Source organism: Mangrovibacterium diazotrophicum (genome assembly GCF_003610535.1).
In the GTDB taxonomy this organism is placed as follows: Bacteria; Bacteroidota; Bacteroidia; order Bacteroidales; family Prolixibacteraceae; genus Mangrovibacterium; species Mangrovibacterium diazotrophicum.
On record NZ_RAPN01000005.1, the window covers coordinates 47529 to 61407 of the forward strand.

The window sequence follows — 13879 nt, forward strand, 5'->3', positions numbered from 1 at the left end:
AGCATTCGGGTTTTACCGAACAGGCAATTTATTCGCTTTCTGATGTCTGCCGACGAATATAACCGGCCACATCAACCATCGGGGCTACCCAAATATCGCATTCATTGTCGTGCAGGTAGCGAATTAACGCCCGGTGTGCCTCCAACGACACATTCAGGTCGTGACCACCACCAACGCCATGAAACAAAAAGACCAGCAAGCTTCCGCTTTCTTCCGCCTGTTTCACCAGGTCGATCATATACTCCGCCGAATGCCCGATAATCGGGTAAGCTCGAATATCGTCCAGGTTAACCTGATTAATGGTCTGCAAAGCGGGAACAACACCCCGCGCCCCGGCAAAGTCATCTTTCAGGAAATCGTAAAAGGCAACTGTGTCAATCATCTTGTCGCCGCAGGGAAAGGCAAAGCTGCGCTCTGTCTTCCCGTCGATCGCCTTCAGCAAGGTATTCATGACTTTAATTTCGTTCACTGCTCTCGCCACCGAATACCGGCTCAAATCATTTTCCGCCGATACCCACGAGCGCCCTTCCAGCTGTCCATCGCAGGGATGATTCAAACTGTGGTTTCCCAGCTCGTGCCCCTCGCGGGCAGCTTCGCGCCATTCGGGGAGCCGGTCGTTCAGGGCCGGGGCATTGCCAACGACATAAAATGTCCCCTTCAATCCAAGCGAATCAAGCGCGGGGATCACATTGTCGAGGTGGACATCCAAGGCATCATCATAAGTCAGCACAACGGCACATCGCTTGCCGTTCCACTCACCGGTTTGCTGTGCTTTTGCCATCGGGGAAAACATCAGGGAGACCAGAATTGGTAAGATTAATCTTCGTTTCATTATTTGACTACTTATTCATTGGGTTGTTGTTAGTCCTAAAAATAAGAATTAGCGCCCAATGAAACGAAGATTGAGCGACTTTAAATAGCGCGAAACCCTTGATTTCTGGTTCTATTTACCGTCGCCAGTTTAAGCGAAACGCCAACTGCCAAAATCAACGAAAGCACCATCATTGCAATTGACACGATGTTGATTGTTTTTAATTGGCTCAGCACCTCTCGATTTTCGTCACTGCTAATTCCAAACTGAGCTGTCAGGCTTTCCAAATTCTCCAGGTAAGCGATGGTTTCGCCCAGCATCAAAGGTCTGCCAGCTGCATCCGTTACAGTTATTTGCAATTTCGGATCGATGTACGATTTGAAATATTTCAGGTAGACTCCGCCAGCTAAGCCGATAATTGCAACAAATAAAATCAAAGTAAAAAGGGGCTGTCGTAGTATCATTATTTGGGTAATTATTGGTTGAATTTATTTTCCGTTTCAGAAATCAGTTTGTCCAGTTCGTCGCCAAATACAGCCTGGGCATTTTCGTAAGTCTGGTTGGGAAAGAATGCCAAAAACTTGTCCTTGCCGAAGCGGTCCAGCAATTCTCCGACAAAAAAGCCGGAAAGCGGGTAAGTCAACTCCGTCGGATACTTTCGGAAATCAGTCCAGATATCCTTCAAATTAACGGGTTGCTTATTCGCTGCAATCCAATCCAGCACCTGTTGCTCCTCATTTCGTGCTGAAAGATCAAAACAAACCGCTGTTCCTTCATTGATTAAGCCGGTACGCAGCAGCATCTGTCTCGAACTGTTCGAGATCACATGAGTCATCTCGTGCCCACGGGTTTGTTCAAAATGCGAATGAACAAGGCAATACTCCGGTCTCGCAAAGCCCAGATCCGCACCAAACACACGCTTGGCATCTTCCCGGGAATTCCACACAAAAAAATCGATCTTCTTCGAAATCGTGCTGTTAAAAAACCGGTTGATTTTCACAAAAGCTGCTTCCCGCGATTGCATGAAGGCTTGCATCTGCGTCTCCTCCATGTCCTGAAAGTGGAATCGGATGTGTTCTGTTTCCTGAATTGTCCAGGTGGCGAAAAAGTCATCGCTGCCCAAAATCAATGACAATCGACGGGCAGCCCGGGTCGCATTTTGGGTGGCATTCAGCTCGATACAAGCCTTCAGAGCGATTTTTGACTGTTCATATTCTCCAATTCGGTAGTAACATGAACCGATGTCCGCCAAGGCCCAGGCTTTCCGCCACGATCCGGTATTCCCGATAACAAATTGCAGGTGAGGAATCGCCTCTTTACTGTCTCCCGTAGCGGTTAGCGAACGCCCCAGAACTACCTGTCCATCCACATTCGAGGAATCGTTGGCCAAGATTTCCCTGGCTTTGACAATCGCCTGATCAAACTGTTTCGATACAAACAGCTGGTTCAATTCATCTACTTGTGGGTTTTGAGCATTTGCATACAGGGCGCATACGAACAGCAAAAAGGCTACTGAAAAAAATTTCATTCGGTTGGTTGTTATTGGTTTTTAGTCGTCTACATCAATACAAATTCAATGGTCTTAAAACTCATAAAAGCGAACAGCAGCACAATCACGACTTTCGCGAGACGAATGATCCGGGTTCCGGTTGTGTAAAGCCGGGCGGCATTGCTTTCGGTTACTTTCACCAGATAGTTGAAGTGATGCGGATACCGATTCAGAATAGTCAGGCCCAAATAAATAAGCAAGCCAACGCCAGGTAACAGCCAAATCATTCCCCGGCTGCCATAGGCATCTACTTCACCAAGCGCATTAAAGTGTGTGGGGATTTCGGCCGGCAGGTACCGATAAAAATAGAGGGGTAAAGCAATTAATGCGAATAGTCCAACTGCGCCCAAAGCCTCTACAAAGTAATCCAGCAGGCTTCGTTCAATGTGGATCCGGGGTCGTTTGTTCATGTTGGTTTTGGTTTACTGACATGATTCAAGGAGACTGTTGACTTCCTCTCTCCCATCAGTTGTTGTGCTTCTTCTTTTTACTCTTTTTCGGATTGTCTTTCAAGTTCTCTTCCAAGGCTTTCAGGCCATCGGGGCCGAACATCCGCTTCACAGCATGCTCGATGTTGAAATACAGGTGCTGACAACTTTCGGGGTCATCATCCCAGGCAATGCCGAGGATGTCGTGAAAGTTGCCGTTGGCATCGCTGCCCGAGCCCATAAAACAAATTTTTCGGTGAAAAGCCAGGCGGATAATCCACTGGCCATCGGCAGGAGACAGTGCGAACCACGAGCTTTCCATCGACTGGCCATCGCCTGAGGCGAGGTCGCTCATGGCCACCAGGTCGAAACGGTCGAAATAAGGCTGGGCCTCGTCACTTCGCCCCAGTTGATCCAGGGCAAATCCTTTTTCGCGGTTAGCCAGCAGGCTGAAAGGATTATTGCCCAGCAAGCTATCGCATTTCTGCAGCGCCTCAGCAAACTTTCCTTGTTCGTTTAAGTCCCAAATGGCGTTCTCCAGCTCCATATCCTGGTACGGCCAATAGTGCTCGTTATCGGTGTAGCCAATTTGCAGGGCAATCATTTCCATATTGGTCAGGGTGGTGTCGGCAGCCTGAAAACGCGGAAACAGCCGGCTATATGCAAAAGCGGATGAATCGATTTTACTCTGTTCCAGCAGGCGCTGGTAATCGCGTTGGTAGTCGAAGTCGATGTGCAACTGGGCGCTGGCCCAATGGGCAAGCAGGAGGAGCAATACAAGCAGGAGTGGTTTCATGAGGTTGATTTTTTATTCGTAATTTCCTTTTCTATCGAGTCCGTTCGGTTCATTCGTTTCTCCACCTGATTTTCACCGCCGATAATTTATCCAGTTCCAGCCGGATAGCCGGTAGTTGTTGAAAACCGTTTTTCAGGTAAAAAGCCAGGGGCGACCGGTAAGGCTCGCCATTGCTTTTATGATCATTTTCGTGGTCGGCAACCCAACCGTTGAGCTCCGACGCATTGGTTTTGGCCAGATCCAGCATCTGTGTTCCCAATCCTTTTTCCTGCAGCGCCGAGTCGATGATAATTGCAAACCACCTTTCGCCATCCCGCTTAAAATCGAAGTACCAGCCACGAATCCTCCCCACTTCATCGATCATCAAAATATGAGATTGCCCCGGCAAGGCATCAAGGTAGCGGTCGAAATCTGCCAGGCTCGCGTAATTCAGCTTTGCCGGATATTCCCGGTTCCAAAGCAGACGGATTTCACTGCGCTCTGCTGCCGTTAACTGTTTTTGATGTCTGAATTTCAAGGGTGATGCGATTTGTTAAAAGGAACAAAATTATGTCTCAAAAATTAAGCCATTTCAGCCTTGCTTCTTAGACGAGCTATAAAGATTCGTCGGAATCGGCTTATTTTAATATGAAAAATGTTCTGAAACTGACTAGCGTTGTATCGGGTTTGATTTTGAAAGTTACCAACCGGTCAAGCGGACCGCCGTTGGTATAGTAGCCTGCGCCGAGTCTTTCCATTTTCCCATCGGCACGAGTGAACTCCAGCACGTACTGTCCGTCACCGGCATTCGCTTTCATAGACAGGAAACCCGATAGCTGTTCACCAGCCCGGATGCTGTCGAATTCGGCAACTTCCAAACGCTCGCTTGTCGATAGCCTGACATCGGTAATGGTGGTAATCAATTTGTTCTTAATACGAAAGTCGATCCCTTTTTCTTGCCGATGCGGCAAACAGGCAGTCATTGCCAGGATCAGGAGTAGCAGGTGTAGTTTTTTCATTTCTTTAAGACTAATTATTGCTCTGATTGACCGGATGACTTGGAGTCACCCGGTCAATCCATGAAACGTCAGCCAATTATTTAATTATTCCTGGGTTTGCTCTGATTGAAAAGGCTTACCATTGTAGCCGTCTTGAAATGCCTGGACATTGCGATCCCAGTCAATAACGAACTCGATCAATAAAATGGCGAATGCGCCCAGCACAAAAAAGAGCAGGTCGCGTTTTTTAAGGTTTAATTTCATGTTTGTTTATTTTGGGTGGTTAAAATTTAGTTGTTGTTTGGTGCTACCTCACGATTATACCTTTAGCTGAACACGATGCAAAAAATGACTACGCCAACTATAGCAACAAGAAACACCCAGGTGAGTGGTTGCCCGAAATTAAGTGTCCACCCATCTCTTGGGTAGGGCCTGGGAATTAATAATCTCGAATCTTTCTTGTCCTTAATTAATGGATCTTTCCAAATCGACGATTTCATGTTTTTTTTATTTTTGGTTAGTCTTAATCGGCACGGATTACAAATCCGCGCCAGCGAGATGCTAAACTGACCGGGTGACTCTGAGTCACCCGGTCAGTTCGCCACGCGAAAGGATTCGCGCAGCAGCAGGGGTTATCCTTTTTCATATTTCCATTCTTTTCCGCAATCGAAACATTGGTAGCCCGCTTTGAAAATGGGGAAGATGGCGCCGAGCAGGAAGTACACCACAACCACCAGGATGTTTGGGTCTCGCTTTTTGGCGATATTCCGCGATTGGCAATACGGGCAAAGCGTTTTATCGGTTAAGCGATCCGGACGGATGAGTTCCATTTTACTTGCTTCGTCCTTGCTCACAATGTAGCCTCCGCGCTCCAGCAGTTCGGTTGCGGCTTCTATTTCCGCTTCCGGCACCAGGAGCTTCACCCCACCAATGGCATTCGAGTAAAAACTATTGACCTGCGCCGTTAACTCATCGACAACAATCACCATGATCTCGTTCGACTCCAGGTAGGCTTTCGCCATATGCGCTTCGTGCGGATAAGTGAAGGTGAGTATTGTTTTCCATTGGTGTCCCATTTTTCTCTGTTTAGCGTTTGTTTAAAATGGAGTTTTAATCTCGTTAAGTTTAATCGGCACGGATTACAAATCCGCGCCAGCGGGTGCTTTTTTTTATTGTTAGCATTAGTTATTTAATTTATTATAAATCGAAAGAGTACAGTCGTTCCAATTCCAAGTACTACTGAGATTAATAAATTTTTCCCCCAATCAATTACTGTTTTAATATGAAAGTAATTTCGTGTTAGGCTTGTATTGATTAAAATGATTACAAATATTGGGAAAACCAACATTGTCCAGTTATAATAAAATTGCTTTCTCAGCAGAAAGAATAGGCCAATTGAAAAATACGGTAGAATCGACACTAGTATATACCCAATGTTTTTCCTAAAGCAAAGTCCAACTAAACCAATTACGGTTACAATATCTTCTATGAATAGACCTCGGTGCCATAGAGCAATAAAATCAGAATGACTAATAGGGAAGCTATATGCTATTTTGATGGCTTCAATTTCTGATTTCACCATGGTAAGTACTTTCATAAGATAAAGTACACCAATAAACACGATTATTCCATATGTAAGTTTCTGTCTGTTCATAATTAATGTAAACGGTCTCGGCTATGGGCAGTGGCGGATTGCGTGCGACTTTCCGTTCGGCAGAACGCGAAAGTCAGTGCGGGAATCCGACGCTCGAACACGAGCATCCACCCGCCATTGCCTATGAGCCATTGTTAGGCAAAGTATTTATTTCTTAAAGTCTGATAATATAAAATCAATATTTTTCATTGCCTGTTCAATTTTCTCTTTTGTTTCTTCGTTTTCTTTTATCTCTGGTTTAAGACTTTCTTTTATGGTCAAGTAATCAAGTTCAAAGTATTGTTTAAATCCAATCATCATTATTTGAGATAATAATAATTGACAATGAGATTTAAGTCTTTCGATGTCTGATTTAAACTCCTCACTTTCAATTTGAATCTTTTTATTAGGGTCTGAATATTTAAAATCTAATATAATTGGTTCTTTTACAGGATAACCATCCCAATGCTTAATACAGTTTGAAATGTAATTTATGCGTTCAGTAATTGGAAATAAATGATGAGATTTGAATATATTAATTTTGAATTCTTTTTTACAATAGTCTTCAATACTCATAAGATTATTTTCATCATTCAATTCCTTAAGCAGAAAATTTACTGCGTCAACTAAACTCTTTAAATAAGATTCATATTTATGAAACAGTCCTACGTAGCCAAGCCTAATTGTTTCATAAAGATTATCCTTTAATTCGTCTTTAGAAATATTTATTAAATGCTTATATTTTGATGTTTTTACTTGGTTCCAACTGTCAACTATTGATTTATTAGATGCTGGAATATAATAATTTAGAAAAAGAGTTTGAAAATTTTCTAACTCTGATGACGATTTTACAATTAAGTCAAAAAGTCTTCTACCTTCCTCTGATTCTTGAAGTATATTAAAGTTTTTAATCTTAGCAAAACTTTCAGAAAGTCTTTCTATAAGAACATCGATTGTATTTATGTGTCGTTTCTTCATATTTTGCCTAACTAGTCTATAACTACACCCACGAGTGTTGTTATTTCATTTATATCCGATTAAAAGGTGTTGTTATCCCTCCGAAATCGGGGGTATAACAACACCTCTCTATTTAATTCCCTAATTTATCATTTTTCATAATCAAACTATTCAATCTTATGTCTAAAGTGATTCTGAATTGGCTTTTGATCCCCTTTCAAAAAACAAGGCCGGTAGTCTCAACAGCTGTGCTGATCGGTCCCATGTTCCGGCCTTGGTCTTACGACTATAATTACTCCACTTGCTGGTGGCTTTTTATCTGTTTTCTCAGCAATTTGCCTGGGTACAGAGCTTCTAACCCACTTTTTTAAGGCGCTAACCTGGGGTACGGAGCTTCGAACCCACTTTTTTGAGGCGCTAACCTGGGGTACGGAGCTTCGAACCCACTTTTTTGAGGCTCCAACCTGCTTTTTTAAGTCTCTAACCCGGGTTAGAAGGTCGCTAACCTACTTTTTTGAGTTCCCAACCTGGGTTAGAAGGTCGCGAACCCGGGTTAGAAAGTCTCGAACCTGCTTTTTTGCCTCGCCAACCCGGGTTGGAAAGACTCGAACCTGCTTTTTTAAGCTTCTCCCCCACCGCTAAAACCCGGCTCTGGAGCAAATAAGGAAAAAGGCCCCGCCTCCGGAGAGGACGGAACCTTCATTAAAAGAGCCCAAATCAATTATTTCGGAACTGGCGTAATTTGTGCACCAGCTCATTGTCTTTACCCAACAAGCCTTCAATCAGGTTTACCAGCGACGAGGCATCGTCGTAGGCCACTTTCAGTGTTTCCTGCGAAAGCCTGGTTGCTTTCAGCGACTCGGCCTGTGCTTTTTGCTGCGCTATTTCGGCCGCATTGGCCGCTTCGTACTCACTGCCAAGCTGGCTCACACGGTTGGCCGGGTCGAATCCGGCAGCCGTTAAAGCAGCTGCTTCATCCGTCACCGTGGACTTCACATGGTTGATAAAATCGCGTTTTTCTTTTTCGTTGAGGTTTGCCATAATTATAAAGTTTAGTTAAACAAATCCCACTTGGGGCTTTAGCAATCGTCTCGAAATCGTGTGCTGATTTTAATCGGTGGTAAGTGCGGCCTGCTTGTTGTGCCCATCTCCGAAAAGCTGCGCGGGCACAGTGATCTCTCGTGAATCCTACCTCGTCGTTATTCCGTCAATCCTTCCCGGTTTCAGCAACCGGTTATTCCTGTACTTCTTAGCGACAGCAAGTTAACATGGGATAATCAAAACATCATTATTTGTTCAATAGAATTTCACGAACGAATGGTTTTGAGGGGTCTATCCCCCCTGTTTACCATACGAAGGAGCTAAATTGGGAGCATAAAACAAACTGACCGGGCAACTCTACAGCCACCCGGTCAGTTCCGATCTTCTAAATTTCGAAGCCGGGGATTACAGCATCATGCCACCCGACACTTCAATGCGCTGGCCGTTGATCCAGCCGCCTTCCGGGGAGCAAAGGAAAGCCACCACCCCACCAATATCGGCAGGAAGGCCCACGCGTCCCAAGGCTGTTGCGCCAGCCACCTGCTTGTTCACCTCCTGGTTGTCGCGAACATGTCCACCGCCAAAGTCGGTTTCAATGGCACCGGGAGCCACCGTGTTGGCTGCAATACCGCGCGCACCAAGTTCTTTGGCGAGGTAACGGGTCAGCACCTCAACAGCGCCCTTCATGCTACCATAGGCCGAAGAACCGGGGAACGAAAAGCGCGCCAGCCCCGACGAAATATTGACGATCCGCCCACCATCGTTCAGGAAAGGCAGGGCTTTCTGGGTGAAGAAGAATACGCCCTTCAGGTGAATATTCATCACGGCATCGAAATGCTCCTCGGTGGTTTCGGCAAAAGGAGCATAAAGCGCTGTTCCGGCATTGTTGATCAGGAAATCGAAATTGGGTGTACCGTAGGCCTCGGTTAGGTATGCCGCCAATTGTTGGTAAAAGGCGTCGAACGCGCTCACCTTGGAGGTGTTTAACTGAAAGGCTGCTGCCTGCTGTCCCAACTCCTGAACCTGCGCAATTACTTCGTCGGCTTTTTCGCGGTTGCTGTTGTAAGTAATCACTACATCGATTCCCTTTTTGGCCAAATTGATAGCCATGTCGCGCCCTAAACCGCGGCTTCCGCCGGTTACCAGGGCAATTTTTGTTTTTGTCTCTGTCATTGTTTATTGTTTCTAAACTGTTTTCATTCGATGATGCACGAAGCATCGCCTGTTTGTTTTCGACAGGACAAAGTTGAGACAAAACAACGGATTGAATTTTGCAAGCAACAAAGCATTCCTTGCAAAATTCAAACAATGCGACTTTAAGCGCGGAAAGCGACCGGGGTCACGGATGTTTGCCGTTTGAAGAAATTGGAGAAGTGCGCCACCTCTTCGAAGCCCAGGGCATAGGCAATCTCGCTGATGTTCCAGTCGGTTTGCTTCAGCAGGATTTTGGCTTCCTGCACAATGCGGCTGCCAATAATATCGGTGGTTGTTTTCCCGGTGCTTTCTTTCAGCACTTTATTGAGGTGATTGACATGAATGGCCAGGCGTTCGGCGTAATCCTTGGCGGTACGCAGGCTAAGGCGCTGCGAGCCCGACTCGATGGGAAACTGCCGCTCGAGCAACTCCACAAACAAAGAAACAATGCGTTGCGACGCATTTTGAGACGAATGCAAACTAGCGGCGGGCTGCATCTTTTGGCCGTAATGAATGAGTTCGAGCACGTAGTTGCGCAGCAGGTCGTACTTAAACTCGTAATCCGAAGCAATTTCCTTTTTCATCTTCCGGAAAACCAGCGCAATCTCGTCGGCATCCTCATCGCTCAGCTCAAACACCGGGTATCCGCCCGACTTAAAAATCGGCAGCTCGTCGATCATCACCCCGCTTTTGTTTTTCACCAGGAAAGCATCGGTAAACACACAGAAGGTACCGGCCTGGTTTTCATCTTCCGGAATCCAGTGATAAGGCACTTTGGGCGTACCGAACAGGAGGGCGTTCTTTTCAACCTGGATCACCTTGTCGGCATATTCGGCCCGATTGCGGCCACGAATCAAACTGATTTTGTAGTAGGAACGACGACTGTAGGGCATTGGGGCTTGGCGCTTCACCGAGCGGATGGTTTCGGCTACATCGAACACATTGAAATGCCCCACGTCCTTGTTGATACCGGACGGCAATAATTCCTGAATGTCGCGGCCGGTAAAGGCGGCTGCTTCGCGGTAAAACTCGTCGAGCGATGTGTTTCGAATATCCATATCGGTGCACCCTTCAATTTGCAAAATTCAAAGGTACAAATTATCCGGCAATCTAATTCAGCACACGAGAATCGGATAAACTACTGCTTAGTTATCGCGTTGAGCCGGTTTTCGTGCCAACAGATAACTGAAAGAGGCAAACAGCAGAAATAGAATGACAGAACCCGCCAGATAACCAAAACCGTAGTCGGTTAAGCGGCTAAAGTCGTACCACAAAATACGAAAAATGCGGATGAACAGGATAAGGGAGAGGACAATGCAAAAAATCAATGCTATTCGTTTCATAATTGCGTTGAAAAAAAAGCTGCCCGGAAAGACGGGGTCTTATCAGAAAGGCAAGTTGATCATCATTGCCAATTTACCCCTCCAAACCTCCCCTAAAGGTGAGGCTTAATTCCCTTCAGGGGATTTAGGGGTAAAACAGATTAGGAGTTGCTTACAAGCCGACATTCAAAGAAACGTAACTCCAACTTCCCGGACAGCCATTGCTATTCTTATTTCTTTACTGTTGTGGTTGTCGGGGTGTAGATCCCGAAGGTAATCGCTGAAATAAGACCGTTGACAAAGGTCTGGCGAGTAAACACCTCGTAATTTTCAGCACCGCCAGCCATTGCTTTGCTGTCGGAAACACCAACCGGAGCAAGACCATAAATTACATAGTGATTCCACTGGGTTACCTGACTGCTTCCCTGTGCTCCATCGCCAACAACGCTGGTGTAGCTGTAGCACGAAGTCAATAACAGACCGCATAACAATGATGCTCCCATAGCTTTCAAGAATCGTTTTTTCATAGTAATCGTTTGATTAGTTTTCCTACTCGTTTGGCTTTTCGGAATTCGCCCCGTTTTAAAAGGTGGTTTCTGGCCTCCACAACCTGCCCGGCAATTATCCGGCAGATCTATTTGAAGATGTCTTTAATCTACTCGCTAAGGCAAACCGTGCCCAAAAATAAAGCTCAACAGCGAACGATTGCCTTATTCAAATTACGCCAAATTATGTTGCCACGGATTATTTCTGCAAGGAATTTGATGAACGAATACCTTTCGCTGTTTGAAACCATTGTTTGGCTTTACGAGAAGACAAATTCTAGTGTTTCTTCGCATGCTCCTTTTTTTCCTGTTTGTCTCGGTGCTGCTTGACGCGGTGCTCGTAAAAGGCATTGACCAGGCCAAACAGGATGCCAATGCCGGTGAGAATGTAAACGATGGTGAATGCTTTGCCCAAAACCGTATGGGGTGAAAAATCACCGTACCCCACCGTACTCAGCGTAATGACGGAAAAGTAGAATGAATCGAACCAATGCCAGCCTTCTACAAAATGGTAGAAAACAGTTCCGGTTCCAAGAACCGACAAGGTGGAAATGGTAAGGGTGCGATAGCTTTTGACTTTCAAAAAAGCGATGATATTATTAAACAGCATGCGGATGAGAAGATTTGGGAGTTAGTAGCTTCAATTTACGATTTTTTTTAACGCCCGAACATCGCTGTTGACTACGCTAAGTCCTAAACCTCAAGCCCCGACATCCAAAAGTGTATTTCCAAAAGTTTGGGGCAAAAAAAATCCGGGCAAAACCCGGATCTTTTAATAAGCTATCGTGTAAACGTGTTATTTCGCTTCTTTGGCGTATTGCTTGTTCATTGCTTCCAACACTTCTTTGGTAATGTTGTGAGCGTCGTCGCCAATCAGAATACCGCTTGAATTGAAGATGTAAGCGTATTTCTTGGTTTTGTTGAAGTCTTTCAGGTAAGCCATCAAGCTGTCAACCAATTGTTGGTTGTTGGCATTTTGCATTTCAGCCAATTTTGACGACAATTCCTGATCCAGTTTCAAAATTTCCTGTTCTTCGTTAACCAAGCGATCGCGTTCCTGTACGGCACGTTCTTCAGTCAAAAATCCACCACGTTGCAGTTTTTCCTGGAAAGCAGCGGCTTGCTCTTCAAATTTTGAACGGCGAGTTGCATATTCTTTTGTGTAAGCTTCCTGGTTTTTGGTGAACTCATCGTGTAATTGCTGAGCCAAATCGTAATTCACAATCAGGGAGTCAACTTTTACATAGGCGATTTTAAGATCGGTCAACTGAGCCGGACCTTCTACCAAAACATCACCGGAGGCAGCGCTTTTACCTGATGTAAAATGCAACACATAAATAACGATAACTGCAACTACTAAAACGATGTTTAAGATCAATGAAGAATTTTTCATGCGTATTTGTTTGTTTTTCACAGGAAATCAGGCGTGTAAATTTCAGCACATCCCTCTCTCCACAATTTTCATTCTTTTTTCTTAGTCGATTAATCGGAGCCAAAAATAAAAATTTAAAATTAGGAAAACGTCCAATAGCTGAATATTTTTTCGGTAGAAGTTAAATAACATCTTCGTTTTTGAAACCTGCGAAAAATCATAACAATCGGCTGATAAACATCATTGAAGAAAGGCCTTTCGTGATCGTATTTTTATCAGGTGAGTTAGATAAACCAAAAACCGATTTACAAGATAAACGAAGATGATAAACAAACTAATTGCCCACGTGCTTCCGTACATGCCCGAGAAATTGATCTGGCAATTTTCGAAGCGCTATATCGCAGGTGAAACCATGGATGATGGTATTTCGGTTGCCCGCCAACTGAACGCAGAAGGCGTCATGGTAACCATTGACCTGCTGGGTGAGTTTATAACCAAGCTGGAACAGGCGGAAGAAAATAAAAACCAATACCTGGACATTATCGAACGCTTTTGCGCCGAAAACATAAAAGGTAATTTCTCGCTGAAACCATCGATGTTTGGTTTGTTGCTCGACACGGAAGTTTGTTACCGTCATGTTCGCGAAATCGTGCAAAAAGCCGCCGCTTGCAACAGCTTTGTTCGCATCGATATGGAAGATTCGCAATGCGTTGATCCGGAGATCGACATATTCCAGCGACTGAAGAAAGAATTCTCCGGCCACGTTGGCCTGGTGATGCAAGCTTACCTCCGCCGCACGCTGAATGACCTGGGACAAATGGCACAAATGCCATCAAACGGTCATCCGCTGAACTTCCGTTTATGCAAGGGTATTTATGTTGAACCGGCGCAGATCGCCTACAAAGAATACCAATCGGTTCGCGACCACTACCTCGAGGATTTGGAGTACATGTTTAAGCACAATATGTATGTGGGAATTGCCACCCACGATAAATACCTGGTCGAGGGAGCCATGGAGCTGATTGATCGCTACAGCATTCCAAAGGATATGTACGAGTTCCAGATGTTGTATGGCGTTACACCGGAACTGCGCAAATCAATCGTTGACCGCGGCCACAAAATGCGGGTTTACGTTCCATTCGGAAAAGAATGGTTCGGTTACTCCACCCGTCGCCTGAAAGAAAATCCGAAAATGGCCAGCCATATTATAAAAGCATTGTTTTTTAGGGGTTAATTTAGAATAGGGTAATGGAG

Annotated in this window: 19 protein-coding genes; 2 read left to right on the plus strand and 17 right to left on the minus strand. The window is 45.1% G+C overall.

What is annotated here, in order from left to right:
* Positions 1 to 28 precede the first annotated feature (28 nt).
* The 9 genes from BC643_RS21265 to BC643_RS21300 form a co-directional block, all read right to left on the minus strand.
* Positions 29 to 832: a polysaccharide deacetylase family protein gene (locus BC643_RS21265; protein ID WP_120275311.1), complete on the minus strand. Its 804-nt coding sequence runs from the start codon at positions 830 to 832 to the stop codon at positions 29 to 31.
* 80 nt (positions 833 to 912) lie between these two features.
* On the minus strand, positions 913 to 1275 hold the full coding sequence (locus tag BC643_RS21270; protein ID WP_147377299.1) for a hypothetical protein: 363 nt from the start codon (positions 1273 to 1275) through the stop codon (positions 913 to 915).
* A gap of 11 nt (positions 1276 to 1286) precedes the next feature.
* Entirely contained in the window at positions 1287 to 2339 is a 1053-nt protein-coding gene (locus BC643_RS21275) for a tetratricopeptide repeat protein (protein WP_120275313.1), read from the minus strand.
* A gap of 29 nt (positions 2340 to 2368) precedes the next feature.
* Positions 2369 to 2770 carry a DUF1648 domain-containing protein gene (locus BC643_RS21280; protein ID WP_120275314.1) on the minus strand — a complete coding sequence of 134 codons (402 nt, stop codon included), beginning with the start codon at positions 2768 to 2770 and terminating at the stop codon, positions 2369 to 2371.
* 55 nt (positions 2771 to 2825) lie between these two features.
* On the minus strand, positions 2826 to 3584 hold the full coding sequence (locus tag BC643_RS21285; RefSeq protein WP_120275315.1) for a DUF4919 domain-containing protein: 759 nt from the start codon (positions 3582 to 3584) through the stop codon (positions 2826 to 2828).
* A 49-nt stretch (positions 3585 to 3633) separates the two neighbouring features.
* Positions 3634 to 4101 carry a GNAT family N-acetyltransferase gene (locus BC643_RS21290; protein WP_120275316.1) on the minus strand — a complete coding sequence of 156 codons (468 nt, stop codon included), beginning with the start codon at positions 4099 to 4101 and terminating at the stop codon, positions 3634 to 3636.
* Between the two features lie 100 nt (positions 4102 to 4201).
* A complete protein-coding gene (locus tag BC643_RS21295) occupies positions 4202 to 4582 on the minus strand; it encodes a hypothetical protein (RefSeq protein WP_120275317.1) in 381 nt (126 codons plus the stop codon).
* Positions 4583 to 4666: 84 nt separating this feature from the next.
* The gene (locus tag BC643_RS23445) at positions 4667 to 4825 is read right to left on the minus strand and encodes a hypothetical protein (RefSeq protein ID WP_170154652.1); all 159 of its coding nucleotides are present in this window, start codon (positions 4823 to 4825) and stop codon (positions 4667 to 4669) included.
* Positions 4826 to 5193: 368 nt separating this feature from the next.
* On the minus strand, positions 5194 to 5637 hold the full coding sequence (locus BC643_RS21300; RefSeq protein ID WP_120275318.1) for a putative signal transducing protein: 444 nt from the start codon (positions 5635 to 5637) through the stop codon (positions 5194 to 5196).
* Positions 5638 to 6238: 601 nt separating this feature from the next.
* Between BC643_RS21300 and BC643_RS23695 the strand changes: the two genes are divergently transcribed.
* Entirely contained in the window at positions 6239 to 6373 is a 135-nt protein-coding gene (locus BC643_RS23695) for a hypothetical protein (protein ID WP_262697266.1), read from the plus strand.
* Here BC643_RS23695 and BC643_RS21310 read toward each other — a convergent pair.
* The 8 genes from BC643_RS21310 to BC643_RS21345 all read right to left on the minus strand — a co-directional run bounded on the left by BC643_RS21310 (position 6363) and on the right by BC643_RS21345 (position 12646).
* Positions 6363 to 7172 carry a hypothetical protein gene (locus BC643_RS21310; RefSeq protein ID WP_120275320.1) on the minus strand — a complete coding sequence of 270 codons (810 nt, stop codon included), beginning with the start codon at positions 7170 to 7172 and terminating at the stop codon, positions 6363 to 6365. The two genes, BC643_RS23695 and BC643_RS21310, sit on opposite strands and share 11 nt — an antisense overlap.
* A gap of 696 nt (positions 7173 to 7868) precedes the next feature.
* Positions 7869 to 8192 (minus strand): hypothetical protein, encoded by a 324-nt coding sequence (locus BC643_RS21315; protein WP_120275321.1) that lies wholly within the window; start codon positions 8190 to 8192, stop codon positions 7869 to 7871.
* 405 nt (positions 8193 to 8597) lie between these two features.
* On the minus strand, positions 8598 to 9365 hold the full coding sequence (locus BC643_RS21320) for an SDR family NAD(P)-dependent oxidoreductase (protein ID WP_120275322.1): 768 nt from the start codon (positions 9363 to 9365) through the stop codon (positions 8598 to 8600).
* A gap of 143 nt (positions 9366 to 9508) precedes the next feature.
* The gene (locus BC643_RS21325) at positions 9509 to 10444 is read right to left on the minus strand and encodes a helix-turn-helix domain-containing protein (protein WP_120275323.1); all 936 of its coding nucleotides are present in this window, start codon (positions 10442 to 10444) and stop codon (positions 9509 to 9511) included.
* Between the two features lie 87 nt (positions 10445 to 10531).
* A complete protein-coding gene (locus BC643_RS21330; protein WP_120275324.1) occupies positions 10532 to 10729 on the minus strand; it encodes a hypothetical protein in 198 nt (65 codons plus the stop codon).
* Positions 10730 to 10938: 209 nt separating this feature from the next.
* The gene (locus BC643_RS21335) at positions 10939 to 11235 is read right to left on the minus strand and encodes a Bor family protein (RefSeq protein ID WP_317127740.1); all 297 of its coding nucleotides are present in this window, start codon (positions 11233 to 11235) and stop codon (positions 10939 to 10941) included.
* A 295-nt stretch (positions 11236 to 11530) separates the two neighbouring features.
* Positions 11531 to 11863, minus strand: a complete 333-nt coding sequence (locus tag BC643_RS21340; RefSeq protein WP_120275325.1) for a potassium channel family protein — start codon at positions 11861 to 11863, stop codon at positions 11531 to 11533.
* Between the two features lie 186 nt (positions 11864 to 12049).
* The gene (locus BC643_RS21345; protein ID WP_120275326.1) at positions 12050 to 12646 is read right to left on the minus strand and encodes an OmpH family outer membrane protein; all 597 of its coding nucleotides are present in this window, start codon (positions 12644 to 12646) and stop codon (positions 12050 to 12052) included.
* Positions 12647 to 12947: 301 nt separating this feature from the next.
* On the opposite strand from BC643_RS21345, the gene BC643_RS21350 reads away from it, so the two are divergent.
* The gene (locus BC643_RS21350) at positions 12948 to 13859 is read left to right on the plus strand and encodes a proline dehydrogenase family protein (protein WP_120275327.1); all 912 of its coding nucleotides are present in this window, start codon (positions 12948 to 12950) and stop codon (positions 13857 to 13859) included.
* The last annotated feature ends 20 nt before the right edge of the window (positions 13860 to 13879 follow it).

Excerpts from the sequence above, each read along its gene's own strand:
- BC643_RS21265 (WP_120275311.1), bottom strand. The coding sequence starts at position 832 with ATGAAACGAAGATTAATCTTACCAATTCTGGTCTCCCTGATGTTTTCC.
- BC643_RS21270 (WP_147377299.1), bottom strand. The coding sequence starts at position 1,275 with ATGATACTACGACAGCCCCTTTTTACTTTGATTTTATTTGTTGCAATT.
- BC643_RS21275 (WP_120275313.1), bottom strand. The coding sequence starts at position 2,339 with ATGAAATTTTTTTCAGTAGCCTTTTTGCTGTTCGTATGCGCCCTGTAT.
- BC643_RS21280 (WP_120275314.1), bottom strand. The coding sequence starts at position 2,770 with ATGAACAAACGACCCCGGATCCACATTGAACGAAGCCTGCTGGATTAC.
- BC643_RS21285 (WP_120275315.1), bottom strand. The coding sequence starts at position 3,584 with ATGAAACCACTCCTGCTTGTATTGCTCCTCCTGCTTGCCCATTGGGCC.
- BC643_RS21295 (WP_120275317.1), bottom strand. The coding sequence starts at position 4,582 with ATGAAAAAACTACACCTGCTACTCCTGATCCTGGCAATGACTGCCTGT.
- BC643_RS23445 (WP_170154652.1), bottom strand. The coding sequence starts at position 4,825 with ATGAAATTAAACCTTAAAAAACGCGACCTGCTCTTTTTTGTGCTGGGC.
- BC643_RS21300 (WP_120275318.1), bottom strand. The coding sequence starts at position 5,637 with ATGGGACACCAATGGAAAACAATACTCACCTTCACTTATCCGCACGAA.
- BC643_RS23695 (WP_262697266.1), top strand. The coding sequence starts at position 6,239 with ATGGGCAGTGGCGGATTGCGTGCGACTTTCCGTTCGGCAGAACGCGAA.
- BC643_RS21310 (WP_120275320.1), bottom strand. The coding sequence starts at position 7,172 with ATGAAGAAACGACACATAAATACAATCGATGTTCTTATAGAAAGACTT.
- BC643_RS21315 (WP_120275321.1), bottom strand. The coding sequence starts at position 8,192 with ATGGCAAACCTCAACGAAAAAGAAAAACGCGATTTTATCAACCATGTG.
- BC643_RS21320 (WP_120275322.1), bottom strand. The coding sequence starts at position 9,365 with ATGACAGAGACAAAAACAAAAATTGCCCTGGTAACCGGCGGAAGCCGC.
- BC643_RS21325 (WP_120275323.1), bottom strand. The coding sequence starts at position 10,444 with ATGGATATTCGAAACACATCGCTCGACGAGTTTTACCGCGAAGCAGCC.
- BC643_RS21330 (WP_120275324.1), bottom strand. The coding sequence starts at position 10,729 with ATGAAACGAATAGCATTGATTTTTTGCATTGTCCTCTCCCTTATCCTG.
- BC643_RS21335 (WP_317127740.1), bottom strand. The coding sequence starts at position 11,235 with ATGAAAAAACGATTCTTGAAAGCTATGGGAGCATCATTGTTATGCGGT.
- BC643_RS21340 (WP_120275325.1), bottom strand. The coding sequence starts at position 11,863 with ATGCTGTTTAATAATATCATCGCTTTTTTGAAAGTCAAAAGCTATCGC.
- BC643_RS21345 (WP_120275326.1), bottom strand. The coding sequence starts at position 12,646 with ATGAAAAATTCTTCATTGATCTTAAACATCGTTTTAGTAGTTGCAGTT.
- BC643_RS21350 (WP_120275327.1), top strand. The coding sequence starts at position 12,948 with ATGATAAACAAACTAATTGCCCACGTGCTTCCGTACATGCCCGAGAAA.